The 25,581-nt window shown below is 40.1% G+C and carries 21 protein-coding genes and 2 riboswitches; of the genes, 7 read left to right on the top strand and 14 right to left on the bottom strand.

Features of this window, described 5'->3' with window-relative positions; translation table 11 throughout:
* Positions 1-29 precede the first annotated feature (29 nt).
* The 7 genes from ACOXY8_RS13405 to ACOXY8_RS13375 all read right to left on the bottom strand — a co-directional run bounded on the left by ACOXY8_RS13405 (position 30) and on the right by ACOXY8_RS13375 (position 9,995).
* A complete protein-coding gene (locus tag ACOXY8_RS13405) occupies positions 30-2,825 on the bottom strand; it encodes a T9SS type A sorting domain-containing protein (RefSeq protein WP_458332114.1) in 2,796 nt (931 codons plus the stop codon).
* Between the two features lie 585 nt (positions 2,826-3,410).
* Complete coding sequence (locus ACOXY8_RS13400) at positions 3,411-4,043, bottom strand: lipoprotein signal peptidase (RefSeq protein WP_458332113.1); 633 nt, start codon at positions 4,041-4,043, stop codon at positions 3,411-3,413.
* A gap of 49 nt (positions 4,044-4,092) precedes the next feature.
* The gene (locus ACOXY8_RS13395) at positions 4,093-4,917 is read right to left on the bottom strand and encodes a hypothetical protein (protein WP_458332112.1); all 825 of its coding nucleotides are present in this window, start codon (positions 4,915-4,917) and stop codon (positions 4,093-4,095) included.
* Positions 4,914-6,233, bottom strand: a complete 1,320-nt coding sequence (locus ACOXY8_RS13390; RefSeq protein WP_458332111.1) for a glycosyltransferase 87 family protein — start codon at positions 6,231-6,233, stop codon at positions 4,914-4,916. The genes ACOXY8_RS13395 and ACOXY8_RS13390 overlap by 4 nt, the downstream gene beginning before the upstream one ends.
* On the bottom strand, positions 6,230-7,696 hold the full coding sequence (locus ACOXY8_RS13385) for a glycosyltransferase (protein WP_458332110.1): 1,467 nt from the start codon (positions 7,694-7,696) through the stop codon (positions 6,230-6,232). The genes ACOXY8_RS13390 and ACOXY8_RS13385 overlap by 4 nt, the downstream gene beginning before the upstream one ends.
* Positions 7,693-8,394: a glycosyltransferase family 2 protein gene (locus ACOXY8_RS13380; protein WP_458332109.1), complete on the bottom strand. Its 702-nt coding sequence runs from the start codon at positions 8,392-8,394 to the stop codon at positions 7,693-7,695. The genes ACOXY8_RS13385 and ACOXY8_RS13380 overlap by 4 nt, the downstream gene beginning before the upstream one ends.
* Complete coding sequence (locus ACOXY8_RS13375; protein WP_458332108.1) at positions 8,394-9,995, bottom strand: AbgT family transporter; 1,602 nt, start codon at positions 9,993-9,995, stop codon at positions 8,394-8,396. Before ACOXY8_RS13375 ends, ACOXY8_RS13380 begins: the two co-directional genes overlap by 1 nt.
* A 253-nt stretch (positions 9,996-10,248) precedes the next feature.
* Here ACOXY8_RS13375 and ACOXY8_RS13370 point away from each other — a divergent pair, with 253 nt between their 5' ends.
* The gene (locus tag ACOXY8_RS13370; protein WP_458332107.1) at positions 10,249-11,457 is read left to right on the top strand and encodes a porin; all 1,209 of its coding nucleotides are present in this window, start codon (positions 10,249-10,251) and stop codon (positions 11,455-11,457) included.
* 18 nt (positions 11,458-11,475) lie between these two features.
* Here the strand turns inward: ACOXY8_RS13370 and ACOXY8_RS13365 are convergent, their stop codons facing one another.
* Complete coding sequence (locus ACOXY8_RS13365) at positions 11,476-12,456, bottom strand: ABC transporter ATP-binding protein (RefSeq protein WP_458332106.1); 981 nt, start codon at positions 12,454-12,456, stop codon at positions 11,476-11,478.
* 273 nt (positions 12,457-12,729) lie between these two features.
* Positions 12,730-12,911, top strand: a riboswitch (cobalamin riboswitch).
* 253 nt (positions 12,912-13,164) lie between these two features.
* Between ACOXY8_RS13365 and ACOXY8_RS13360 the strand changes: the two genes are divergently transcribed.
* The 4 genes from ACOXY8_RS13360 to ACOXY8_RS13345 all read left to right on the top strand — a co-directional run bounded on the left by ACOXY8_RS13360 (position 13,165) and on the right by ACOXY8_RS13345 (position 14,519).
* Positions 13,165-13,407, top strand: a complete 243-nt coding sequence (locus tag ACOXY8_RS13360; protein ID WP_458332105.1) for a cysteine-rich CWC family protein — start codon at positions 13,165-13,167, stop codon at positions 13,405-13,407.
* Positions 13,394-13,597: a DUF5522 domain-containing protein gene (locus ACOXY8_RS13355; protein WP_458332104.1), complete on the top strand. Its 204-nt coding sequence runs from the start codon at positions 13,394-13,396 to the stop codon at positions 13,595-13,597. Before ACOXY8_RS13360 ends, ACOXY8_RS13355 begins: the two co-directional genes overlap by 14 nt.
* A 68-nt stretch (positions 13,598-13,665) precedes the next feature.
* Positions 13,666-14,139 carry a PAS domain-containing protein gene (locus ACOXY8_RS13350; RefSeq protein ID WP_458332103.1) on the top strand — a complete coding sequence of 158 codons (474 nt, stop codon included), beginning with the start codon at positions 13,666-13,668 and terminating at the stop codon, positions 14,137-14,139.
* Positions 14,136-14,519 carry an acyl-CoA thioesterase gene (locus ACOXY8_RS13345; protein ID WP_458332102.1) on the top strand — a complete coding sequence of 128 codons (384 nt, stop codon included), beginning with the start codon at positions 14,136-14,138 and terminating at the stop codon, positions 14,517-14,519. The genes ACOXY8_RS13350 and ACOXY8_RS13345 overlap by 4 nt, the downstream gene beginning before the upstream one ends.
* Before the next feature lie 53 nt (positions 14,520-14,572).
* Here the strand turns inward: ACOXY8_RS13345 and ACOXY8_RS13340 are convergent, their stop codons facing one another.
* The 5 genes from ACOXY8_RS13340 to ACOXY8_RS13320 all read right to left on the bottom strand — a co-directional run bounded on the left by ACOXY8_RS13340 (position 14,573) and on the right by ACOXY8_RS13320 (position 20,848).
* Positions 14,573-16,126: a 4Fe-4S binding protein gene (locus tag ACOXY8_RS13340; protein WP_458332101.1), complete on the bottom strand. Its 1,554-nt coding sequence runs from the start codon at positions 16,124-16,126 to the stop codon at positions 14,573-14,575.
* A 39-nt stretch (positions 16,127-16,165) separates the two neighbouring features.
* Positions 16,166-17,494: an NAD(P)/FAD-dependent oxidoreductase gene (locus ACOXY8_RS13335; protein ID WP_458332100.1), complete on the bottom strand. Its 1,329-nt coding sequence runs from the start codon at positions 17,492-17,494 to the stop codon at positions 16,166-16,168.
* 119 nt (positions 17,495-17,613) lie between these two features.
* The gene (locus ACOXY8_RS13330; RefSeq protein WP_458332099.1) at positions 17,614-18,621 is read right to left on the bottom strand and encodes an ABC transporter ATP-binding protein; all 1,008 of its coding nucleotides are present in this window, start codon (positions 18,619-18,621) and stop codon (positions 17,614-17,616) included.
* Positions 18,618-19,685, bottom strand: a complete 1,068-nt coding sequence (locus ACOXY8_RS13325; protein ID WP_458332098.1) for a FecCD family ABC transporter permease — start codon at positions 19,683-19,685, stop codon at positions 18,618-18,620. Before ACOXY8_RS13325 ends, ACOXY8_RS13330 begins: the two co-directional genes overlap by 4 nt.
* Positions 19,682-20,848, bottom strand: a complete 1,167-nt coding sequence (locus ACOXY8_RS13320) for an ABC transporter substrate-binding protein (RefSeq protein WP_458332097.1) — start codon at positions 20,846-20,848, stop codon at positions 19,682-19,684. Before ACOXY8_RS13320 ends, ACOXY8_RS13325 begins: the two co-directional genes overlap by 4 nt.
* Before the next feature lie 135 nt (positions 20,849-20,983).
* Positions 20,984-21,190, top strand: a riboswitch (cobalamin riboswitch).
* A gap of 98 nt (positions 21,191-21,288) precedes the next feature.
* On the opposite strand from ACOXY8_RS13320, the gene ACOXY8_RS13315 reads away from it, so the two are divergent.
* Positions 21,289-23,481, top strand: coding sequence for a TonB-dependent receptor plug domain-containing protein (locus tag ACOXY8_RS13315; RefSeq protein ID WP_458332096.1), 2,193 nt, complete (start codon positions 21,289-21,291; stop codon positions 23,479-23,481).
* Between the two features lie 11 nt (positions 23,482-23,492).
* Entirely contained in the window at positions 23,493-24,185 is a 693-nt protein-coding gene (locus tag ACOXY8_RS13310) for a Dph6-related ATP pyrophosphatase (protein ID WP_458332095.1), read from the top strand.
* Positions 24,186-24,200: 15 nt separating this feature from the next.
* Here the strand turns inward: ACOXY8_RS13310 and ACOXY8_RS13305 are convergent, their stop codons facing one another.
* Positions 24,201-25,325: a Fic family protein gene (locus tag ACOXY8_RS13305; protein ID WP_458332094.1), complete on the bottom strand. Its 1,125-nt coding sequence runs from the start codon at positions 25,323-25,325 to the stop codon at positions 24,201-24,203.
* Positions 25,326-25,581: the final 256 nt, after the last annotated feature.

The following is a 25,581-nucleotide window of genomic DNA, read 5'->3' as shown; positions in this document are numbered from 1 at the left end:
CCTCCCGCTTTCTTTTGGTTGGGTTCGGTTTAGTTTACGATCAGGCGTTTTACTATCCGCTCGGTACCATGCGTGATTTCTACTAAGTAGATACCCTTGCTCAATTGGCTCAGATTGATATCTAGTTCCGTTGTTTCTGTGGTCAACTTTTCATTGCTCACTTCTACGCCAGCCATTGAGACTATCTTTACAGTGGTCTCTGCTATATGATCCGGTTTTTGGATGCTGATCCTCACCTGCTCCTGTGCTGGGTTTGGTAGCAAGAATGCTTGGAAACGACTGCCGCTTGGGTTGATACTGGTGATCACCTCAATACCCATCACGATATCAAATCGGTGGCCTTTGGTGCTTGGATCCTCCGTTACCTCAAAGCCGTACGTCGTGCCTTTTGCTAGAGTGATGTATTCTTCGGTGAAACGATCATACAGTCTTAGTGTTCGGCCTTCTTCAAGGTCGAAGTCTGGTAAGCTAAGCGTGTATGCTCTTGCAGGACTGAGGATATGTAAGGGAATGTGGTTGGTATTAGTTTCTACTCCTTCAGCTTCTTGGTAGGGACGAGCATCTATCGCCATTGCAAAGTCATCGGAACTTACAGTGAATAGGTTCACTTCTGGGTTCGCCAGTTTCGAGGCATCTTCTCTGTCTTGGCTGGTGTTTACTCCATCTTCTTTGAAGAAAACCAAGCTTCGATCCCACCATTCGTCTTCGCTACTCAGTACTAATTGGATACTATTGCTGCCATATTTACTAGCTACATTGCTATCCATTCTCAGGGTGCTACCAGCAGAGCCTTGTAGTGGCTCATTGCTACTTACTTTGTCTGCTTCTTCTATGGTTATTGATGTACCTTCCTCACTAGAACGAATAAAAAAGGCTCCTCCTGTGGGTAAAATAAATGTTGGATTACCTGTATCGAAAGGCTCTGTTAAATATGCTCCTCCACGGCCTGATGTACCACTTGGGCTCTCTCTTGGCTGCCAGATATAGAAACTACCGACTACCATCCCAGCACTGCGGGAGATTGCCTTCAAATTGATCGCTGAAGGGAAAGGATTACCCACCAAGTTGAAGTCTGATTTTTGTTCATCTGTGTCAAATATATCACCAAACCCAAACTCTAACATTATCGTTTGGGTTCCTGTATTCACCTCACCCTCCCATTCGAAGGTCACCGCATCTGGTGTGTATTCTATATCATCAAAACTGCCGGCTTGGCCTTTCGAACCACGTACTAAGACACGGATGCCTTGGTATCGTTCCCAACTGTCATCCATCGCCGTAAACGCTGTCCAGCCGCCATCATTCTCTGCATCCCCATCGCCTGTCACTGGATCATAATAAAACGCCGAAGGTTCATTCGTGGCAGTAGGGGTGAAACCTGTGCCAGGGCCCGTAATGTCAATTTTATCGCCTAAAGCACTCAAAGGAATCGCACTGTTAAAAGGATGTCCCATAAAGCGGAAACTACGATTGCTGCCCATAATGTAGCGCTCTTGTAACACCGTACCGGTGATCGTACTTGTTCCTGTAAAGCTACCAATGTACGCGGTACCTGTGCCATCACTTTTGAGGATCAGTTTTCCTCCCGCTCCGATAGTGATATTGCTATCTTCTGTGATGTCCAATCGGAAGCTTGGAGCCATCGTAAGCGTCGCATTCGGCTCAATGGTAATGTTGCCCAGTTCTATATCTGCCTCGAAAACAGGGTAAGGTATCGCTCCCTCTGGAATCACTATATCGGCGCCGGTAGGGGGTAAACCATTATCCCAATTACCTGCCTCGCCAGCTTCATCTGTACCGCCAGCCCATTCATAGGACGTAGGTGCAGAAACTTCCAAACCAAGAATTGGATTAACCGCTGGTATAGTCCCAGGTACATCGTAGGTAAATCCTTGCAAATAGGGATAAGAAATATACCCTGTAGGGTTGATCGCCCAAACACCTGTACCTGCAGTAAAATCCCAATCATTTGGATCTATATCAGTAGTGAAAGTAGCTAAAGTCTTCAGCTGAGCTGTAGTTTTGGGTACTCCTTTACCGGTATCACTCTTACCACTCGTCTCTGAATTATAGAAGCTATTGGTTACAGTGCTACTAGTAATGGATCCAACCAAGCCACCTCCTGTACCGCTTACCTGACCGATAGAATATGAATTTGTAATGACCGAAGAAGCCAGTAGGTTTCCAGAAAGACCTCCTTTTTGAGTTCCGCTACCTGACACAGTTGTACTAGAATAACAATTTGTGATTGTGGTAGCTAAATTACTTTGACCAACCAAACCACCAACATTACTTCCAGCACTTACTGTACCGCCTACAGATATTACATTACTAATTATCGCACCTTCCGCTTCAGCCGCCAATGCACCAGCTCTTAAAAAACCAGTCATTCTGGTATTAACTAGGCGCAAATTTTTCACTATACCACCCACACCAATTGTACCAAAAAGCCCAACATTCATGAAACTAGTCTTCATGGTGTATAGGTTCCGAATGGAGTATCCACCACCATCATAAGTGCCTATAAAATCAGAATAGGTAGCAATTCCCATCCAGCCAGTACCTCCAGTAGTAGTCCATGAGGTGGTTGAACTGGCATCAATGTCAGCTGTTTGTAAATAATGTTTACTTAAATTTGTATTAAACGTAGTTGCTATCCAATACAAATTTTCCAAGGTAGCAATTTGGTAGGGATTCCCAGAGCTGCCATCTCCCACAGGAGCTGTAGCAGTTTGGGAATAAACCGATTGATTAAAGCCTATAACTAAAAGGAGTAAGACAGAAAATACTAAATATTTGTAATAATTTGTAAAGGTTTTAATCATAGTTCTACATGGTTTGCAATGGATATTCCATACAAGGTAGAACTAAAAATTATATTCTATACCAAATTTGAAGAAACTAACCATTAAAACTTCTTAGAATAATTTGTATAATTCTTAATGAATTAAAAATCAACGAATTGAAAATTTTTTGTGATAAATAAATTTAATGCAATGATTCAGATTTTTTACAATATTTTTCTATTTTAAAGTATAATTTTAAAAACCCATCCAGCATCCTAATTAGGAACAAAAGGTAATTAACAATCACTCAAAAGTGTATTTTTAGCCCTGAATAACAAATAATACATAAATCAATAAATATACATTCAACTTTTAACCCAAGGTTATAGTTAATTTTAATTTCGAGAAAATTAAAATTCTTTCAATTGAAGAATTCAAGTAAACCTGACGAAGGCAAACACAATAATTAGGATATGCTAATATGATTTTTACTCGACCTGTTGTATTTTAAGGAAAAAAATCTCTCTCACTTGAGATGCTTAAAGTCAATAAATTCTACAGGATTAGCTTATCACAGCTATGGGTGTTTCAGGGACTAATTACTGATTAATAAAAATGATGCCTTTATAAAAGTGGCTCCTCTTTTTCAGTTGAGCTTGATTCAATATTAGTTTGCTTTGGACTTTTTTCCTTAAGCAATTTCTTCTGAAAAAGCAGAATTGTGGCAAAACCCGTAAAGACAAATGCATCAGCGACATTGAATACCGGACGGAAGAAGATAAAATAATCGCCACCTTTGAATGGCAACCAATCCGGCAAGTAGCCCTCCCAAATGGGGAAGTAAAACATATCAATTACTTGACCGTGAAAAAGATCGAAAAGGGAGCCATAAGGAGCATTATTGAACCATACGCCATAAAAAACACTGTCGATCAAATTACCTGTAGCACCACCTAGCACCATTGCTAGGCATACAAGCAAGCCTTTGGGCATCTCTTCTTTGATCAATTTATATAAATACCAAGCAATAAAACCCGTCGCAACTAGTCTAAATAAACTCAACGCCAATTTGCCGTATTCCCAGTCTAACTTTAAGCCATAAGCAAAGCCTGGATTCAATACATAAAGCAAACGAAACCAATCGTCCACTACCATGATTTCTTCACCCAGAAACATGTTTTGATGAACCCAAAGTTTTAAAGCTTGGTCGATAGCAATAATCGCAATAGAGATAAGAAAATACTTAAGATACTTCAATGCAGCAGATTTTTACGGGCACGAATTTACGCCATTATTCGGATTAAGACTAAAACCAAGGACGGAATGCATGACGAAATATATACCAACGGAGTAAATCCTCTGCAAAATCTTCATCAGGATAAGAAATTGTCAATAACACATACTCACTTAACGCATCTACATAAAGGCCTTTACTTTCAAAATAAGCCGCTTTTAATAAATGGCTTGCAATACTAGCTTCTCCACTTGCTTGAATAATTTGCCTAATTCCCCCCGCATATTTTTCTTTGGCTGGACTAGTCATTCCATTGAGCACAAATACTCCCGAGCCTTCCATGGTTCGTGGATTGCGCACATATACACTCACCTTTTCGCCATTATCCAACACCAATTTCAGCTTGTTTTCTTCTACCGTTTCTACCCCTACAGTTTCATCGTATTGATTTCTAAACTCCACTTCCCAACTTCTTACCGAATCATCGGGTGTCCAAGTGAGGCCTACCATCGATGAATAAAGCTGCGATGAGCTGGGCATCGGCATTTCCATTGCTGGCATTTCCAAAAGTGCCGCCATTGAATCTGACCTTAGGTATTGAATCGTGGAAGGACTCATTCCGAAATAAGGATTTAGCCACTTGCTCTGCCAAGTCTCAAAATCCGCCAATTTCAATACTTCGGCAGGAATTTTTAAAGGCTTGTTGCCCGTAGAATTCGACCATTCCAGCAGATTTCCTTCACTATCTAGGGCAATGGCAAATTCAGTATTTTCTAAATCACTTTGTTGTATTTCGGCTCCTTTGGGAAGATTTCCATCTTCTAGCAATAACAATTTGTATTGACCAAGACTCGAGAAATATGCGCAAAAGAGAATTAAGAAAAGGAAGTATTTCATAATAGTTTGCCTGCAAAAGGAAAAGGCAATTTAGTCCTTTTCAGGTCAAAAATTAAAACACCAAGCACAATTAGGTACTCAATGGCCATAAGCCAAGGCATTTCTACATAGCCGCCAGCAGGATATTGCAAATAGGTGAAAAAGATCAAAAATGACCAAACTAATGGATACAACCACCCCGATAGTATTCCAAAAAACAAAAGCGGGAGGATATACCAAGGATGCACCGTAGTACTGAGCAATAAGTAAACCGTCCAGCTCAAGCATAACCAACCGCTGATTTTCCACTTTTTCTTAAATACAAATGGCAAAGTAACTAGGAGAAAAAATGAAGTAAATGCCAATGCAGGCCCAGAATCTGCGATGATATTAAAGCCTTTTTTGTAAAAGCCATATTCACGAACGAGTAAATAAATACTGCCATTGAATTCGAATTTACGGAAGTACAAATCTAAACTTGAACTCATAGCTTCCAATAACTCAGGGTGCCAAAGCGGGAGGAAAGAAAGTATGGAAAACAGCATCGCTAATACAGAGAAAATAATTCCTTTCTGCCAGCCCAATTGCCTAATAAATACAGGCAATGCAATCAGCGGAAGTAATTTAGTAGATACGGCCAAAGCCAATGCAATTGCAGCTTGCCAAAGTCGCTTATGCAATAGTAATGTCACCGCCAAAGCTATAAAAAACAGCATCAGCCCTTCGAAATGAAGATTCCCTGTCACCTCCAAAATCACCATTGGGTTAAAAGCATAAAAGCCCAACCAAAAAATGGGCTTGAAGTAAAAATGTAGTAAATAACCCAACAGCCACATGGTACCCACTTCACCCAAAATCAAGATCAATCGTATTACAATTATATTGATCTTCAAATCATTGCCGGCTATAGTACTACTAATGTAAAAAACCACTTGATGCAGACTCGGATAAATGCTGTGGTATTCTTTTGAATTGAGCCCTTTATAAAGTTCAGCGTCTAAACTTGCGGGTTTGTTTGGGTCTTCTTGCCACTGATTAGGTGTCTGCAAAAAGGGATGTTCATCCGCTACCCATAATCGACCATCCCAAGCAAAGCGAAAATAATCGTCTGACAAATTGGGCGTGGCAAATAGTAATAGAAGTCTCAATACTATCCCAATGATTAGAAATTGCTTTATCGAGTTGAATCTTCGACTCAAGGAAATTCCTCCCAAAAACAGCATAACAAATACAGGGAAAAGCAAATGATGTTCACTGCGAGTAATTCCATATCCCATCCAAATAAGCAATCCTGAATAGGCTGAAATGAGTAGGATATTTTGAACGCTTGGCTTCATCGGCTATGCTTAATGGAATAGCTGGTCACTAGAAAAAATCCGAGCGTCAATAAAGTATGAAATGGCAAAAGTGCATAGTCATGGAAATGAAATGCTAAGTACAATCCCGCACCAAAATACAATGTGAGAAATGCCTCTAAATAGGTGACTATTGGCAATTTCTGGATCATATATTTATTGCCCTTCCAAGTGCCTGTATTTCCCATTGCGTTGAACTTGGGTGTACGAATAAATGGACTCTTTTTTCCTAGCCAGCCTTCCATTACGGCAATGGCATTGTGCACCGATAAACCCAAAAAAATGGATAATAACATAGCCATTCTCGGGAGAAAAAGCATCAATGTCTTGAAACCTCGTCCATAAATCCTCCTGAAACCTGTCCAATAGAAAATGGCGAGAAACAAGTAGCCTATTATGAAAATAGAAGAAATATTGATGACCAAGTCCCAGCGATCTGTGAGGTTGCGGATAAGCAATAAGGGCATACTCACCATCGCCGAAATCACAATGGCAATAAAGACTGTACTATTAAGCAAATGATAGGTAGCGTGAATTTTGGAAAGAAGCTTAATATCTGATCTCCAAACTTTCAAAAGCAGTTTGCGACTAGTTTCTGCGGCTCCTTTTGTCCAGCGAAATTGCTGACTTTTAATGGCTGGCATGGCAATAGGTAATTCTGCCGGAGCATCCACTTCGGGTAAGTAGTGAATCTTCCAACCTTTGAGCTGAGCGCGATAGCTAAGATCCAAATCTTCGGTAAGGGTATCGCTGCCCCATCCTCCCGCATCTTCAATACATGCCTTGCGCCAAATACCTGCCGTTCCATTGAAATTCAAAAAATGCCCTCCTTGACTACGACCAGGATGCTCCACCATAAAATGTGCATCCAAACCAAATGCTTGTAGTCGAGTGAGTAATGAATAATCTCTATTCAAATGCCCCCACCTAGCTTGCATCACGCCCACTTTGGGATCGAGCATTCCAGGAATCAATCGCTTGAGAAAATCTGGATTCGGTACAAAATCGGCATCAAAAATAGCGATAAACTCTCCTTTTGCCTCCTTCATTCCATAAGCTAATGCGCCTGCTTTATAACCCGCCCTTCCTTCACGACGAACTTGCTTTATGTCTAACCCTATCCTTTGATATTCAGCAACTTTATTGGCAATTTTTTGGACACTTTCATCTGTACTATCATCAAGAATTTGGATTTCCAATTTATCCTTAGGCCAGTCTATTTTTGCTATAGAATCAATGAGCCTCTCAACAACATACGCTTCGTTGTACACAGGCAATTGAATAGTCACCAGTGGAAAGTAATCCGACTCTTCTACAGTCTTTTTTTGCAGCTTAAAAAACTTTCTAGACAGCCAAACCAAATGTAATTGGCTTAGCCCATAACCAAAAATAAAGAGCAATGAGCCGAAATATAAAATCAGAATGAACCCTTGCAGCCAAATCATACCGCATATTTAAAAATTGTCCAAATGATTTTATAGCCTGCCATAATTACGCCTTTTACCGTTCCCGAAACTTTAGAAATCCCAATTCGCTGTCTATAGTTCACTGGCACTTCACAAAAGCTGATTTTCTTTTTGGCCGCTTTCACTTGCATTTCTACTGTCCAGCCATAGTTCGTATCCACCATATTCAAATCTAATAAAGTAGAAAAACGGATAGCTCTAAATGGCCCTAAATCTGTGAAATGTGCTCCATACATCCATTTGAGCAATGTTGTAGCCAATCTATTTCCGAAAACTTGTGGAATAGTCATGGAGCCTTTCTCTCTATTGCCCAATGCTCTGCTGCCAATGACCATATCCATATTTTGTTTGAATATCGGCGCAAGGACTTCAGGAATTTGCTGTGGGAAATCAGAGTAATCCGCATCGATAAACACCACAATAGCGGGAGGTTCAGGCAGATTTTTCAAGTATTCAATTCCTGCCAAGCAGGCACTTCCATACCCTCGACGGGGCTCGTTTATGACTGTTGCACCAGCCTCCCGCGCATTTTTGGCGGTATTGTCTTTTGAGCCATTGTTTACCACCACCACTTCTGCAATCCAATCTGAAGGAATATCTCGGACTACTTTTGGTATCGAAGCTTCCTCATTCAGCGCTGGAATTATTACACAGATCTTCTCCTTTATTTTCGGCATTACATTGTTGTAGGTATCACATAATCTAGCGGTGCTCCTGGACCAATCGGCCATCCGAAGATGATCCAAATGATTAACAAAATGGTCCACCCAATCAAAAAGATAAAGGTATATGGAAGCATCAGCGAAATTACGGTACCAATCCCGGCTTTCTTATCATATCGCTGGATAAATGCTACAATCAGGGCAAAATAGGACATCATGGGAGAAATGATATTGGTAACACTATCACCAATCCGATAGGCTAATTGGGTAAATTCAGGTGAATAGCCCAGTAGCATTAGCATTGGAATAAACACAGGCGCCATAATGGCCCACTTAGCACTTGCGCTACCCATCACCAAATTGATAACAGCACTTACAAGAATAAAACTGATCATCAATGGAATAGGGCCCCAGCCTGTAGATTGCAGAAAATCTGCTCCTTTCACAGCAGTGATCAATCCCAGATTTGTCCAATTGAAATAGGCAACAAACTGCGCAGCGAAGAATACTAAGACTATATATGAGCCAAGCGTTTCCATGCTTTTGCTCATACCCTTCATTACATCATTATCGCTTTTGATAGTGCGAGCTCCAATGCCATAGGCAATGCCAGCCACGGCAGCACCCAAAAAGATAAACGCAACTATAGCACTCATAAATGGAGATCGCAATACACCTCCCGTATCAGGGTCGCGCAAGAAACCACTCCCTGCTAAGTCTATTCGGAAAAGCTCAGCACTTTCGCTACTGAATGGATTGCTTACCACAATGGGCATGATAGACCATATAAGTAAAAAAAGGAAAACCAATGAAGCAACTAAAGCGAATCTCAATCCTCGTTTTTCAGACTTATCAAGCCCATCCACTTTCTCAGGTTTTTCATCTCCCGTATAATTACCCAATCGTGGTTCTACTATTTTTTCGGTAACCCAAGTACCTAAAAATGAAATGATGAAAGTAGAAAAGAACATAAAATAATAGTTTGCCGCCGGATTTACCAAGTAATTTGGTTCAATGATTCTAGCAGCTTCTTCTGATAATCCTGCCAATAATGGATCGATGGTGCCCAGTAATAAATTGGCGCTATAACCGCCCGAAACACCGGCAAATGCAGCAGCTAAACCTGCCAATGGATGGCGACCTGCAGCTAGGAAAATAATAGCCGCCAATGGCACCAATAATACATAGCCTACTTCACTCGCAGTATTGGAAATAACGCCTGAAAATACAATCACAAAAGTCAGCAATCGAGGTGGAGATGATATTACCACCAAGCGAAGTGCCGAACCAATTAATCCACTTCCTTCGGCGATGCCAATTCCAAGCAAAGCAACTAACACTGTTCCCAATGGAGCAAATGCAGTGAAATTCACCACCATTTTGGTCAGCATCATATGCAAGCCTTCTATGGAAAGTAGACTAAATGGCCTAATCGTTTCCATTGTTCCCGGGTGGGTCACTTCAATATCGAACAGACTGAAAACCCAAGAAAGAAGGACTACTCCAAAGGCAAAAAGTGCAAATAATGTGGCTGGATGGGGCAGTGCATTTCCAATTCTTTCGACTATAGACAAAAACTTATCTACAGCCCCTTTCTTTTGCTTGGCTTCAGTCATTTTGGGTTAATGTTTTAAATGGATGCTGAAAATAGAAGCTAAATTTTTCAAAATAAAATTTTTGATGCTTTTGACTCCAATTTGGCCATTTATCTACTGAATTCTCTTGTATATCCGCCTGCTATTGACTTTGAAAAGTACATGGTAACAATTTCTTAACAAAGCATTAACACTGAGCTTTTTTAGTAGACCTACTTTTGTCCAAAATAAACATAACTATTATAGATGTTGTAAAAAACATTCAAAACACACTATGAAAAACCTTTTGCTGTTAAGCCTATTTTACCTAATTACTACGTTTGCTATTGCTCAGCAAAGCCAAGAAAATGCGGGAGGAAATACTGCTCCGGCAAGCTCCAAATGGTTCGATAAAGTGAATATCCGTGGCTATGCTCAGGTGAGATATAATAGATTATTAGAAACCAACCCTTTATTGAAGTGCGAACAATGTGATAGGAGTTGGGGTGAAGGTGGAGGTTTTTTTATGCGTCGAATCCGAGTAATCTTTTATGGGAAAGTAAGTGAAAGAGTCTATTTCTACATCCAACCTGATTTCGCTAGTGCAGCATCTTCAAACTCACTCCACTTTGCACAAATTCGTGATGCTTACTTTGATATTGGGTTGGACAGCAAAAATGAGTTTCGTTTCAGAATAGGCCAAAGCAAAGTTCCTTATGGTTTCGAAAATATGCAATCCAGCCAGAATAGACTGCCGCTAGATAGAAATGATGCACTGAATAGTCCCTTAAGAAATGAGCGAGATTTAGGTATTTTCTTTTATTGGGCTCCACAAGAAAAAAGACAGCTTTATTCGAGGCTATCTAGAGAAGGAATGAAAACCAGCGGTGATTATGGAATAGTTGGGTTTGGTGTATACAATGGCCAAACGGCAAACCGCCCTGAACAAAATGAGGGTAAGCATATTGTAGCAAGAGTTACCTACCCTTTCGAAGTTGGCAGTCAAATAATTGAAACGTCCATCCAAGGTTTTACGGGAAATTATGTGTTGAACAGCGTTACCTCAGGTGTGAAAGTAGCGGAAGGAATGGATTATTTAGATGAGAGGATTGCCGCAACATTTGTACTATATCCTAGGCCATTTGGCATTCAGGCTGAGTACAATATCGGCAGTGGCCCAGAATACAATAAAGAGACTAACTCCATCGAAAATCAGCCTGCAAAAGGTGGATATATCACCTTATCTTATTTCAAAAAGTTCAACGATCATTTAATTATTCCTTTTACAAGATTTCAAAGGTACCAAGGTGGCAAAAAGCACGAGCTTGACGCAAGAAGTTATGATGTTACAGAATTAGAAATTGGTGTGGAATACCAACCTTCACGAAATTTTGAGCTTGTGACCATGTACACAATCTCTGACAGAAGATTTGAAGATGCGGTTCTTAGAAATAATGTTCAATCAGGTAGCCTATTAAGGATCCAAGCACAAGTCAATTTCTAAAATGAGCATTAAATTGAGTCAATTAAGAGTGGCGGTGGCATCCTCCCGCCATTCTAGGCTCACTTTACGACCAATAGCATAATCACGATCTTTGGAGCGAACGATCAATTGGTCTTTTTGCTCATTTTCAACAATATATTCGAAGAAATCACCCAGAAAAATCTTATCAACAATGGCTCCTTGCCAGCCTTTCCCTCTTGCTTTTAGCTGTATAAGCTCTTCCTTAATCCACACTTTCTCAGCCTTTCTATTAGTAGGCAAAATATTACGTGCTCCCAAGAGTAAGGCTACATCTTCACTTTGTGGATCAAGATAAATTTCCTCCGGACTGCCCGTTCGGATGATTTTTCCATTTTTAATAATCAGCAATTTATCCGCAAGATAAAACGCATCTTGATAATCGTGGGTGACCATAATCATAGCAAAACCATCACTTGCAGCCATGGCCTTCAATCCTTGCTTGAAACGCATTCGAAGCGGGAGGTCGATGCTGCTAAATGGTTCATCCAACAACAAAAGTGATGGAAAATCTGCCACCGCCCTAGCCAAAGCCAATCGCTGCTTTTCACCTCCAGAAAGTAATTCCACTCGCTTGCCAGCCAAATGATCGAGCAAACACCACTTCAATAATTTATGCGTGCGTTTTTTCTTCACTTCCGGTTTAAAACCCAACATCCTATGCATCAGATTTTGCTCTACACTCAGATTCGGATCCAAACCATAATGCTGAAAGACCAATCGGATTTCCTCATGCCCGGGAACAAGCTTATCTGCCGGCCCCAATATTTTATCATCTCCAAGCCAAATTTCACCTGCATCTGCATCTAGCAAACCCGCGATCAAATTAAGCAGCGTAGTTTTTCCCTCGCCAGAATAGCCCAATATGGCCAAACTCTCTCCCCTATTAAGCTGAAAGGACAAACCATCCAACACCTTCGCTCCACTGGCATGATAGCTTTTACTGATATTGTTGACTTTGAGGAGTGGGTTTTTGGACATTATTCGCGCTTGATTAAAATCAAAAGTAATTAAAAATCTACACCACATGAGCCTGGTTCGATATCTTTGAAGCTATACGCTTGATAAAAAACTTTAAGATCCCAATGCTAAATGAATAGCATTTACAGTATGCTTATTTTGTCTCAACAATTGGAGCTGGTAAACCGGCTGTTTTCTTTGGCCTTAAGACAATAAAAAACCCAATAAAGAATTATGCTTGTTAGCTAAAGAGTAATTACAGTATATTTACTTTTAAATAAGTTCTTTATATAATTTTTGAAACAAAGAAAGGGTTTTGCTTAAGTGCAAATTAATAGGGAATCGTGTGTAAATCACGAACTGTCGCGCAACTGTAAGTAACATTTCAAAGGTTTTGTCAACGCATCCACTGCTTAAGCGGGAAGGAAGATAAAACTGTTACAAGTCAGGAGACCTGCCATTTCTATATTGACATTGCTTTCGCGATTTGAAGCGTATAGTCAGGTTTGATACATCTATCATCTACAATCAGAAGCTTCTGTATATGTAGGCCTTCTTATTAGTGTGTTTTTTCCTCTCTAATCCATTCTCTTTCCGACAAGCATTGAGTCGCTCTTCAAATTGCTGCGATTGAATTTATCTTTTAAATGCAACTGCAAAATAAACTAAACCTATGTAGTGAAAGTCATTACTTCATTTTCAAAAAACCCTGCTATACCACGTTGAAAAATGTATAAACATGAAGAAAAATATTGTCCAAGATGTAATTCACTCTTCGAATGCAAAGTTGGTTCTATTTCACTTTGTCAATGTACATCGGTAATGCTCAACGAAGAAGAACGAGACTATATGAGAAATAAATATGATGATTGCCTTTGCGCAACCTGCATGAAAGAAGAAAAAGCCGATTATCACAATATTAACTTTACAAAAAAAATCAATAAACTATTGGGCATCAGTGGGAAAATATAAAATCAATGACACCGGAAAAAGGAAATTAATTGATGATCAAAAGTCATCGGTCAAGAATAATTTAATCGAAGGGATAGATTTTTATATTAACGAAAATGGGCTGTGGGTATTTACTGAAGTCTATCATGCTAAAAGAGGGTATTGCTGCAAAAATGGTTGCAAACATTGCCCTTACAATAAAAAATCCTGATAGAGGATGACTAAGTAAAATAGATCAATGAAATCAAAACCAAATTGCACTGAAAGGATGTCAAAACCATGAAACTTAGCTCCGTCCCTTTGATGTGTTGGGATATTATAGCTATGGATCAAACTTGGCTAACCCAAAAAACACAGAGGCAAAAGGAAAAAGAAGCACTTCTTGATTTGTCAAAAAAGAGGAGATGGTTGCTTGATGGGAGTATTCTTGATGATAAGGATTACCAAGCCTTAGTGCTTACTGATTCTCAAAAACATATCATCTGGGTTAATGATGGATTTAAGCTGATGACCGGTTACAGTAAAAAATTTGCAATAGGGAAAAATCCTAAATTCCTACAAGGGATTGATACCTTGGACAGTAGTAGAAACTCGATTAGAGATAAGCTAAAATCCGGGAAACCATTTTCAGAGCAGATTTTGAACTACAAAAAAGATGGGTCAGCATATATGTGTGAAATCACAATCTACCCACTCTTGAATAAGTACCATGAAACAAAAGCCTTTTTAGCATTAGAAAAAGAAATACAATGACAAAAGATGAAAGAATAAAACAATCAGAAACCCACATTTTTAAGGCGGTTTTTCCTAATACAACCAATCACTATGACACATTATTTGGTGGCACGGCAATGCATTTAATGGATGAAGTTGCCTTTATCACTGCGACTCGTTTTAGTAGACAAAGAATGGTGACTGTAAGTAGCGACCGAATTGACTTTACAAAACCAATCCCCGCCGGAACAATCATTGAATTAATAGGAAAGGTCTCCCATATTGGAAACACTAGTTTGAAAGTACGAGTAGATATATTTATTGAACAAATGTATTCAGAGGAAAGGGAAAAGGCAGTAAGTGGTGAATTCACCTTTGTGGCAATTGATATCAATAAAAAACCCATTAAGATAGATTAATCCCATATTGGTTTTAAGATGTAAAAAATGAAGGCCGTAGTAGCTTGTGATGCTTAAACATGCACCCTAAACCCCTTTTCACCAATCTCAATAGGCTTTCCAAAACGCCCTTCCTCTTCATTGTTTTCGAGTTTGAGGACACCTCTTGGGCAAACGGATGAGCATACCCCGCAACCCACGCAGCTGGAGCGAACTATATTTTGACCTCTTTGGGCATACCATCTTACATCGATTCCCATTTCGCAATAGGTGGAGCAATTGCCACAAGAGATACATTGTCCGCCATTGGTAGTGATTCTAAATCTGGACTTGAAGCGCTGCACCAAACCTAAATAGGCAGCCAATGGACAACCAAAGCGACACCAAACTCTATTCCCCATCAAAGGATAAAATCCAGTGCCTACAACTCCTGCGAATATCGACCCAATCATAAAACCATAGGTCTGTCGTACATCGTTGGTGGATAGCCAAAAAACGCGATCTGAACCGGTGAAATATGTATAAAGTACTCCACCCGTCATAAGGACTGCAAAAACTAAAACGCTATGTACAATCACTCGCTCATACTTCCAAGCTTTGAGCGATTTGTCTGATAATTGGCGATAAGGATCACCCAGCGTTTCGGCTAAACCCCCACAACCGCATACCCAACTACAATACCATCGCTTGCCATACAGATAAGTGAAAAGTGGAACGCCAATAATCATTAAGCTTAGCCCCCAAGCAAGCATAAAAATGCCCAAACCTCCCGCTTCTTGCAGCATATTGATATGCCAAGCGTCGAAGAAATCATAATCTAATGGCCATATATTCTTGAAATCAAAATAGGGCTTATTCAAACGAACCAATATCTCAGGGATTAAAAAGGCAAAAGCAGTTTGAAAAAACATCAATGAAGCCGTCCGAATTTGATGATATCGAGAATGGCGATATTTCGAAAACATCCTGATTCCCATTACAATAATCGCAAGGGTGTATAAAGTCCCATACAAAAACCACTGACTAGCTGGGTCACCATTGAGCACTTCGCTGAGTGGATCGAAAAGGGAAATTAATGGTGTAATGTATTGTGGAAACCAATATAAAATGATATAAAAAAGAATTAACATGGTGCCGGTAAGGATGCCTACCCAGCCTCTATTTTTCATATCGGAATGGAAGATTCCATTGTTCTTAATGCCGGGAGTTCCTTCTTTGAAACTTGGTAGAATATAGAGAAAACCACCAATCGAAGGCATAAGAATACATAGAATGAAGAATAATAACTCGTTTCCTTTGGCAAGTCCTTGATAGGAAGCCTTGGTGCCTTGCCATACAACATCGTTGCTCCAAATCACCAAATCCCACTCTTCTGCAGCCTTCAATTCTTCATTAAGGATATCTTTGGTTTGATTAATCTCATTTGCCAATTCAAAACCCGTGAAAAATAGTCGTCCTTCCAAATCAGCCAACCTCTCGCCAAGGCTTTCCTGCTGTTGTTCGCTAAGTCCTGTATTTTGCAAATAAGAATTATCCCAGACAAAAGGCCCGGAAAATGGCAATGAGATAAATAATGCCAATCCGGCCAACAGCATACTCAAGCCTAAAAATTTCAATCCCTTTCCCATTATCCTATATTTATTTCAGTTCGATCACTTCTCATTCAATTAACCAAAAATCCTTGCAAACAAACCTTTAGCTTCTTGTTGCACAGCAAAACCCGGATTCGTCTTTTGAAATTCTTCCAAGAAAGATGGAATCCACTGTTTCGTAAATTCAGCATCGAAAGCAGCTTTTTGCAATCGTGACAAGGCTTTATCAATAGTAAATTTCTTTTCAATCCATTCTTCACATTGCTCATGTCTAAGGCGAATACCAAAAGAATGGATTCCCAAAAAGATCATCGTTTCCTTATTCCAAACCACACGGATTGCTCTGGGCTCCTTGCTATCTTCCCAATAAAACTGGGCTAAATCAGGACTAATTTTATTGGGCACCAAGCCATAGACTTGATATTCTATATCGAAGAATTTCGCCGAATTGAACCAAATTCCCGGTTTGTAGGAGCGTCGATTACCATTGATCGTATGTGCTACAGTTTCGCCCATTATTCGACCTGTATACCACACTTGCTCTATGGGATTTCGTCCTACAGGTGCATTTCGGTGCTCAATGCAATCGCCTGCTGCATATACATTTGGGATATTGGTTTCGAGGAATTCATTTACCATAATGCCTCGATTAGTCTCCAAAGCAGAATTTTTCAGAAACTCGATATTCGGCATCACGCCGACTGAGATACCAAGAAATTGACAATCCAGCTGATTTCCATTTTTAGTCCGAATGCCTTTTACATTGCCAGCATCATCCTTAAATACTTCTGCTAATTCATCTTCACGAATGAGCTTCACATGATTTTCTGCAATATGCTTGGCTATCAAATTTCCTTCTTCGGCTGGTAAAACATTTCCCCAATAATGGCTTTCACGAATCATAATTGTCACCTCTACTCCACGGCTGTGAAGCATTTCGGCCATCTCTATTCCGATCAATCCTCCACCAATAATCACAGCTTGATTTACCCCTACTGTAGTGGCTTCCATCTGCTCCAAATCCTGCAAACTATACAATCCCTGCACACCTCCCGCTTCTATTCCGGGTACTGGAAGCTCATACGGTTTGGAACCTGTAGCGAGCAACAATTTATCGTAAGGCAAATTTTCACCATTCTCGAATTGCAGCAATTGCTTTTCAAAATCGATATGGCTAACCCAAGCCCTTTTCAGTTGTATCCGATTTTTCTCCCAAAACCAATCCTCATAAGGCTTGATATGCTTGTATTCCATGTGCCCCATATATAGATACATGAGTGCTGTCCGCGAAAAGAAATGATCTGATTCTCCAGAAATAACGGTAATTGAATGGTCACTTAACTTCCTTATTTGCCGAGCAGCACTGATCCCTGCTATGCCATTTCCAATTATTACGACGTTCATTGGCTAGAGAATATGTTGGATTTGAAAGAATACAAGGTAGTATGAAAACTCAAAAGAGCGCAAATAATTCCTCTTTTTGAGAAAGGAAATAGAGAAATCTGAAAATCAGAAAGCTAGACCTATTTGCTAAGAGGTAAATTATGCTTCAAATAAAGCAATAAGTTTTCAATAGTATCTAGCTCCTTAGTTTGCCCTTTTTGCTCCATGAGCCATTTTTTGGAATGCGGGAGGTATTGGATACGAACATTAGCACCTTCGCTATGATAATAGCCATACTTCTCCAAAGCATGCAATGTCCACGCACGAACCAGCCCCTCGCCTTGCACCTGAATAGGAATGCTGGCAGGCTGACTGAATTTGAATCGACCTGAATTCAAATCAAAGCTAAAATCCTCCTTATCAAACATAGCAGACAAAGCTCCTTTTAGAATCAAGTCTTCCGGCACACCTTGCGTAAATGGCCTATTGCAATCGAGCAACCAAAGTTTATCTGCAACTTGCAAGGTAAGTTCTATTTCATGGCTGGCTAGCAGTATTGTTTTCTGCGTTTCATGAGCAATTTTGCGGAGCGTTTTCATCACTGACACCTTGTTCATTATATCAAGATGCGCCGTTGGTTCATCCAAAATAAGCAAGTCACCATCCTGAACTAATGCTCTAGCAATCATTACTTTCTGCAACTGCCCATCACTCAACGTATGCACTGTTTGATTGGCCAAATAACCAATGCCAATAAGCTGAATGATATGATCTACCACTTCAAAATCACGCTCCGTCAAATGGCCTGTCCAATTGGTAAAAGGGTAGCGACCCAAAGCAACCAATTCATGCACACGAAGATTACCGACATTGATTTTATCGGTCAAAACTAAGCTGATTTTACGGGCAAGTTCAATGGGCGTAAGTTGGTGAATACTTTGCCCATCCATAAGTACTTTACCTGATAATGGAGCTTGTACACCTGCTAAAGTCCGCAGCAAGGTAGATTTACCAATACCATTTGGTCCAATCAGGCAGACTAGCTCACCAGGCAAAAGAGAAAAATTCAATCCACTAAAAATGGACTTATGGTTCTTGCCATTTTTATAACCGATTTCCAAATCCACTGCTTGCATGCTTATACTCATAATGCCATGGAATTTTTGATGGAACGTCGTCTTACAATTACCCAAATCACTACTGGCGCACCAATTAGGCTGGTTACTGCATTGATAGGCAGAGTTTGTTCAGAGCCTGGCAGCTGAGCAACCATATCGCAAACCAGTAGTACCACTGCACCTACCAATGCAACGGCGGGAAATAATTTTCGATGATCCGAAACGGGTAATAGGGCTTTGGTCAAATGTGGAACAGCAATCCCTATAAAAGCGATAGGCCCGCAAAATGCTGTAACTCCTCCCGCCAATAAACATGTGCTAATGATAATTCCAATTCTCACTCTCGACAAGCGCATTCCCATACTTTTGGCATAAGATTCACCCAAAAGAAGTGCGTTGAGTGGCTTCGCCAAAAAAACGCATAGCAAAAGGCCAATGAAAATCACAGGAAAAAACACTTTCAATTGATACCAACTCAAATTGCCTAAACTCCCAAATGTCCAAATCAGAAAAGCTTGAATTTGCGTGGCATCGCTGAAATATTGCAGTACGCTCACAATTGCGCCGGTCGCACTGCCAAACATTAATCCGATGATAAGCAAAGTCATACTATCGCGAATTCTGATGGCTGTGACTAAGATCAAGCTCATTACCGTAGCTGCGCCAGCAACAGCTGCAATGATCAATAACCAAGGCCCAATGGCAGTATCCCAAGTGAGTCCCAATCCGAATAATCCGCCAGCTAGTACCAATAATGCTACGCCTAAACTTGCGCCCGAACTGATGCCCAATACAAAGGGTCCAGCTAATGGATTTCTGAAAAAAGTTTGCATTTGTAAGCCACTTGTAGCTAATGCTGCTCCAGCCAAAATAGCCGTAATTGCTTTTGGAATTCGAAATTCAAATAAAATTACCTCCCAAGCGCTCCTTTCAGCGGACTTGCCCATAAGCATATTGAGGATTTCCGAAAATGGAATTCGCACTGAGCCAAGAGAAATACTTAACAAAAAAAGCCACGCCAATACCAAAATCATCAAAGGGAAAATAAATCGCTTTTTGCCTTTATCTGATGATATTTTTGGGATTTGGCTCATTCGCTAAGCTTCTGAAAAAAGTATGTTTCGTAATCGGGTAAAAGTTGAGGATGGAAGATTTTCACCAAATCTGCTAATATCAAATCTGGCCGAGCATAGCCCATTTCTAGATAATCATTCCCGCCTTTTTCTCCCATTCGCTTATTGTAAGTAAACACTTTTCCCTGCTGAAATGAAGTGAAAAGCGCATATCGAGCATTACTATTTTTCAATTCGTTGAGCGTGCTAAAATTCGCTACACCTACCCAAAACTCCGCATTTTCTGCTTTATCTAATACGCTTTCGAAGCTCAACTCTAAGCTACCGGTAGTTTCAGTATTTTGCCATAAATAATTGACTCCTGCATCTACAAAAAATTTAGATGCCCAGCTTTGACCTCCAGGCGCAAACCATGTATCGCCATACATCACTCCACTAAGTACGGTTGGTTTATTTTCAATAGATTGTGTCATTTCAAGTAATTCGTTATAGCGATTTTTGATCTCAGTAAAAACCGAATCGGCCAGCTTTTCCTTATTGTAAAAAGCAGCCATAAATTTAATCCATTCAGCTCTACCCAAAGGAGTTTCTTCCAGATATTCAGCATTAAAAACCACCGGAATCCCTACTCGATTGATATCGAAATATGCATCCATATTAGTTCCTAAAGTAAATCCCACAACTAACTCAGGTTGCAAATCGATCAAGGATTCTTTGTTGAGCCCGGCTTCATGGCCGACATCACGGATCGCACCGGCATCAATCCTCTCTCGAAAAATGCGGGAGGAAATAAGATCTAAGCTAGGGAAACCAACCAAGCTTTCCGCTTCGCCAATAAGCTCCAACATGGGCAGGTGTGAAGTGGAAAAAACCACCGTTTCCGAAACCGGAGTCCGGATGATTTTTGCATCAACTGGCAAGTCCGGCAGTTCCATTTCTTTATCTACCAAATAATATTCTTCGGGCTTGGAAGCCCCTCGAAATGCTTCCAATACAGTGACTTTTTTGTAGCCATCAAAATACTCCACCTTAAAATTGCGAGCATAATCCAATTGCAATTCGGACTGTACAGGTGGAGTATCCTCCACCCTCCCGCTTTTATTTTCCGCTGAATCACACGCTGATACAGCAATTACTGCAAGTACCAAAAAGGCTAAGATACTATTGAATTGACTTCTCTTCATTGGCACAAAGAAAAGCAAAAGCTAATTAATAGCGCTGTAGAAATAGATTATTTCGTTTTGAGAAAAAGAAAATTCGAACCTTACCTTTTGTCAAAATCACAAACTGAAAACTTGCGACCTAAAAATTTTTAGCTACTTTCGCCGCATAGAATTGGTTCCAAAGCACCCATCGGTGCGGCGGATTAAAAGGGAATCTCGTGAAAATCGAGAGCTGTCCCCGCAACTGTAATTCTGGCTCGCTGCAGCGAGTTTTTTGCCACCCATGCCATTGTTTCGAGAATTTGAAATGAGAAGGCGGCAATTCAGGAAAGTCAGGAGACCTGCCCATTCTGTAACATTCAGAGCTTTCGGGTGAAAGGCTTGAACGGTTAAGGTCTGCATGATTCCTTAATCCGATTCCATTTCCCAAAGCTCATAGTACATCCCAAAAAGGAAACACTATGAGAAAAAACACACGTACGCCGAAAAAGGTCGGGAGTGGCCTGTTTTCGATTTTAACAATTCTATTATTTACTGTTTTCCAATCCCAGGCACAGGACAGCTTACGCACTATTGACCTTAATCAGGTAATGGTGTCTGGTAGCCGAGTGGAGGAAAGTATCAAGGACATTCCTCGAAATGTGACTGTAATTGACCGCCAAAAAATTGAGAAAAGTGGCTATATGCATCTTGGCGAGCTACTTACAAGAGAGGCTGGTATTTTTGTGGTAGGTGCCGGTCAAACACCGGGAAGCACGCAAAGCATTTTTATGCGTGGAGCAGCAAGCAATCAAACGGCCATATTGATCAATGGCATCAGAGTGACCGACCCAAGCACACCAAACGGTGTAATCGATCTATCGGAATTAAGTCTGATGGATATTGAACGCATTGAGATTGTGCGCGGCTCACAAAGTAGTCTGTACGGAACTTCCGGAATTGGAGGCTCTATAAATCTGATTACCCGCAAGCAAAGAACTGCCGGCACAGCTATCACTGGTCGAGTGCAAACGGGTACTTTTGGTGACAATAGTTCGCTATTTCAATACCAAGCACAAGTAGAAAACCGAACGGAAGGCGGGTGGATATTTGGTGCTTCAGTAGATCATCGATTGGTACAAGGGCTCAATGCTGCATTGGATACCATAAACGACCCAAGTGTATTTCGGGCAAATGATCAAGATGGGTTCGAGAAAATTGACTTTGGCGCTAAGCTTGGCAAAGCATTTTCGAAAGGAGATTTCACCATTAACTATCGTCGATCATGGCAGGAAGCAGATATTGATGCTGGAGCATTTAATGACGATGACAATTACATCCTCCGCTTTCAGCGTGATTGGCTACAAAGCAGACTCAATTTTGATGCATCAGACAATGTTTCTTTAAGTCTGATTGGCGGCTACTCAATTTCAAATCGACTAAGCCTTAACGACTCGTCGGTGATTGACAATCAAGGAAATACAGACCAAAGCTATTTCGAAGGCAATTATAAAGGGCAATTGCTCACAGCCGAATTACAAAGCGTTTGGAATACTAATGCATTTCGATTGGTAAGTGGTATTGGTACCTATCAGGAGGAAATGAATTTCGACACATACTTTTTTAGCGATGGCCAATGGGGACCTTATGAATCCATTGTAAATTACGATTCGTTAGATCTCACTGCTCAGCAAAATTACATATTCAGCCAATTGAATCTGAAAGGTGGAGCTTTTGGAAGTAATTTATCAGCATTTGGGCTGAGTATTGGTGGGCGATTTACCAATCATAATACAGCGGGCAATAATTTCTCATTTGAGCTAAGTCCCAATTACAAATTTGGAGAAGGCTCAATCCTATTTCTAAACTATAATTCGGGTTTCAATGCGCCTTCGCTGTATCAACTGTACGATCCAAACCGAGGTTTTGGCGCGTTTACCACCCGCGGAAATCAGGATTTGAAAACAGAAAATTCACAATCATTTGAGCTTGGCACGCGCATAAATCAAGGCAACTTTCAGTGGAATTTCTCCCTATTCAGCAGTGTAGTAACCGATGCAATCGAATACGTTTACTTGTGGAATAATAATAATTCAATTCCCAATTTAACGGGCTCAGATTATGCAGGCGATACCTACATCAATATTGCCAAACAACGTAATTATGGAGCCGAACTGGGTTTCAATACCACATTGTTCGACAAGTTAAGAGCTGAATTGAATCTGAGCTATATAGAAGGTGAGTATGAATACAAAGCGGAAGATTTACCAAGTAACCTTACTACAGGACATCATTTACAGTTGTACAACAATGGCCTATTTTTAGATTCGGACAAAACGGATCATCAATTAGTTCGCCGTCCAAATTTCCTAAGCAACTTGCAGTTGTACTACGACTTTGACGACAAATGGCAAGCGGGAGGATATGCACGCTATGTAGGTTCAAGACCTGATGTTTCGTACAGTTCTGCCTTAGGTCCCTATGGTGCCTTATTGGCGCAAAATGTAGCTGCATACTCTACTGTAGATTTGCAATTGAGCTATGCCATCAACTCCTCGTTGAAAATAACCGCCAGAACTGAAAACCTATTTGATAATCAGTATTCAGAGATTAATGGATTTGCAACGCGAGGCAGAAGTTTCTATTTGCAACTATTGGCTAACTTTAGAAAATAAAAAAATATCAATTGACTGAAAAGCCGAAAATACATTTCAGTTGGAGTGGCGGCAAAGACTCAGCCTTTGCTTTGTGGAAGCTGGCAATATCCGATCAATGGAATATTGCCGGCCTCCATACCACCATCGATGCAGCTAGCGGCAAGTCCGGGTTGCACGAAATTCCTATTGAGCTTTTGCAAAAACAAGCCGATGCATTGCAGTTGCCTTTCGACTTAATTCCATTGAGTAAGGATGAAAGCTACGAAGATACCATGCTGGGCTATTATCAAAAATTAGCTGGTAATGGAATAAGTCATATTGCCATGGGAGATATTTTTCTTGAAGATTTGAGAAAATACAAAGAAGCCATTCTAGCTAAAGCAGGTTTGACAAGTCTCTTTCCTCTTTGGCAGCAAAACACACGTGAAATGGCGCGGGAGGTGATTGCCACTAATTTTCATTTGATTATTTGTAGCGCCGATGCTGATTTACTTCCCGATGCTGCCGGCTCGCTTTACAACCAATCCTTTATCGATAAGCTACCTACCAGCGTTGACCCTTGCGGTGAGAATGGCGAGTTTCATAGCTTTTGCTTCGACGGGCCAATTTTCTATAAAGCTGTTAGTTTTCAAAAAGGCGAGATCGAAACCAGAAATTTCGAATTTCATACAGATGATAATAAGCTAATCAAAAGGAGGTTTAGCTTTTTGGAGCTTTATTGAAATTTGAGTTCTGCTCTATTTATGAAAGAGTTTTATATAATCATCAAAGATGTAAATTTTACCTCTTTGGCTGCCTGTTACCTCTTTTAATATACCTTGTTCCTCTAGCAAGGCAATCAATTTATATCCGGATACATTCGACTTTTCAATTATCTGTGTCACTTTATTTACATCCGTCACTGGGTTAGAATATAAGCTAGAAATTACCTTTCGAGCATCATTGGCTCGATTGCCCAAACCTTTCAATCTATCGTCAATAGCAGTTTGTAATTGCAAAATTCCATCGAAGGTTTGTATGCCTTTTTTAGCAGTTTCAATTATACCCACCAAGAAAAATTTAAACCATTGCACCAAATCATTGTGGGTTCTTACACGCATTAAGTTATCATAATAGTACATTCTATTTCTCTCGAAATAGTCAGACAGATACAAAATCGGCTTTTTTAATATTCCACTACTAACCAAATACAAGGTGATCAATAGACGGCCAGTTCTTCCATTTCCGTCTAAAAATGGGTGAATGGTCTCGAATTGATAATGAATTAAAGCAATCTTAAGTAAATCTGGAATCGTATTTCCTTCGTCATTGGCAAATTTTTCCAAATCACTCATTAGGTCAGCAATTGCTGTATGTGGTGGGGGCACAAAAGTAGCGTCATCAATACTTGCCCCACCAATCCAGTTTTGACTGGTGCGATACTCTCCCGGTAATTTACTTTCTCCTCGCACACCTTGAAGCAAAATTTTATGCACCTTTTTAATAAGTCTGCTCGAAAAAGGCAGTTTATCTAATTCATTTACCGCCAAATTCATGGCTTCAATATAATTCTGCACTTCCTCCCAATCATTCCTCTTTTCTACAGACAGGTCATCACGCTCCATAAAAGCCTCCTCCATATTCGTTTGAGTGCCTTCAATTTTTGATGATTGAGTTGCTTCCTTGGCAATATGCATACTTACATATAAATCGATATTCACATAGTTTGAATACATATCTAATCTTCCCAACTGCCGATCTGCTTGACTCAAAAGCTTGATTACTTCCATATTATCCAAGATCCATTCTCTGTTGATTTCGCTTGGAATAAAAGCTTTATAGTAGCCTTGATTTACGTATTTGCCCGATTGAAATGTATTCATTTGAATGTCATTTTGCCCAATTAGATCGATTACATGTCATTAGTTAGTCTAACTTCTAAAGCCATAGACTTAAATAGACAATGTTCTTATTTAACAAATAACGCAAAAAACTTAAATAAGAGCAATCCTTATTTAAGAAAAATGGGCAAAAGCTTAAATAAGAGCATTCCTTATTTAAGAAAAATGCCAAAAACTTAAATAAGACTAATCCTTATTTAAGAAAATAGGATAAAAGCTTAATTAAGAAAATTATTAA

This window comes from Peijinzhouia sedimentorum, assembly GCF_049340005.1.
In the GTDB taxonomy this organism is placed as follows: domain Bacteria; phylum Bacteroidota; class Bacteroidia; order Cytophagales; family Cyclobacteriaceae; genus CAXBDP01.
This window is presented reverse-complemented; position numbering and strand designations above follow the sequence as displayed.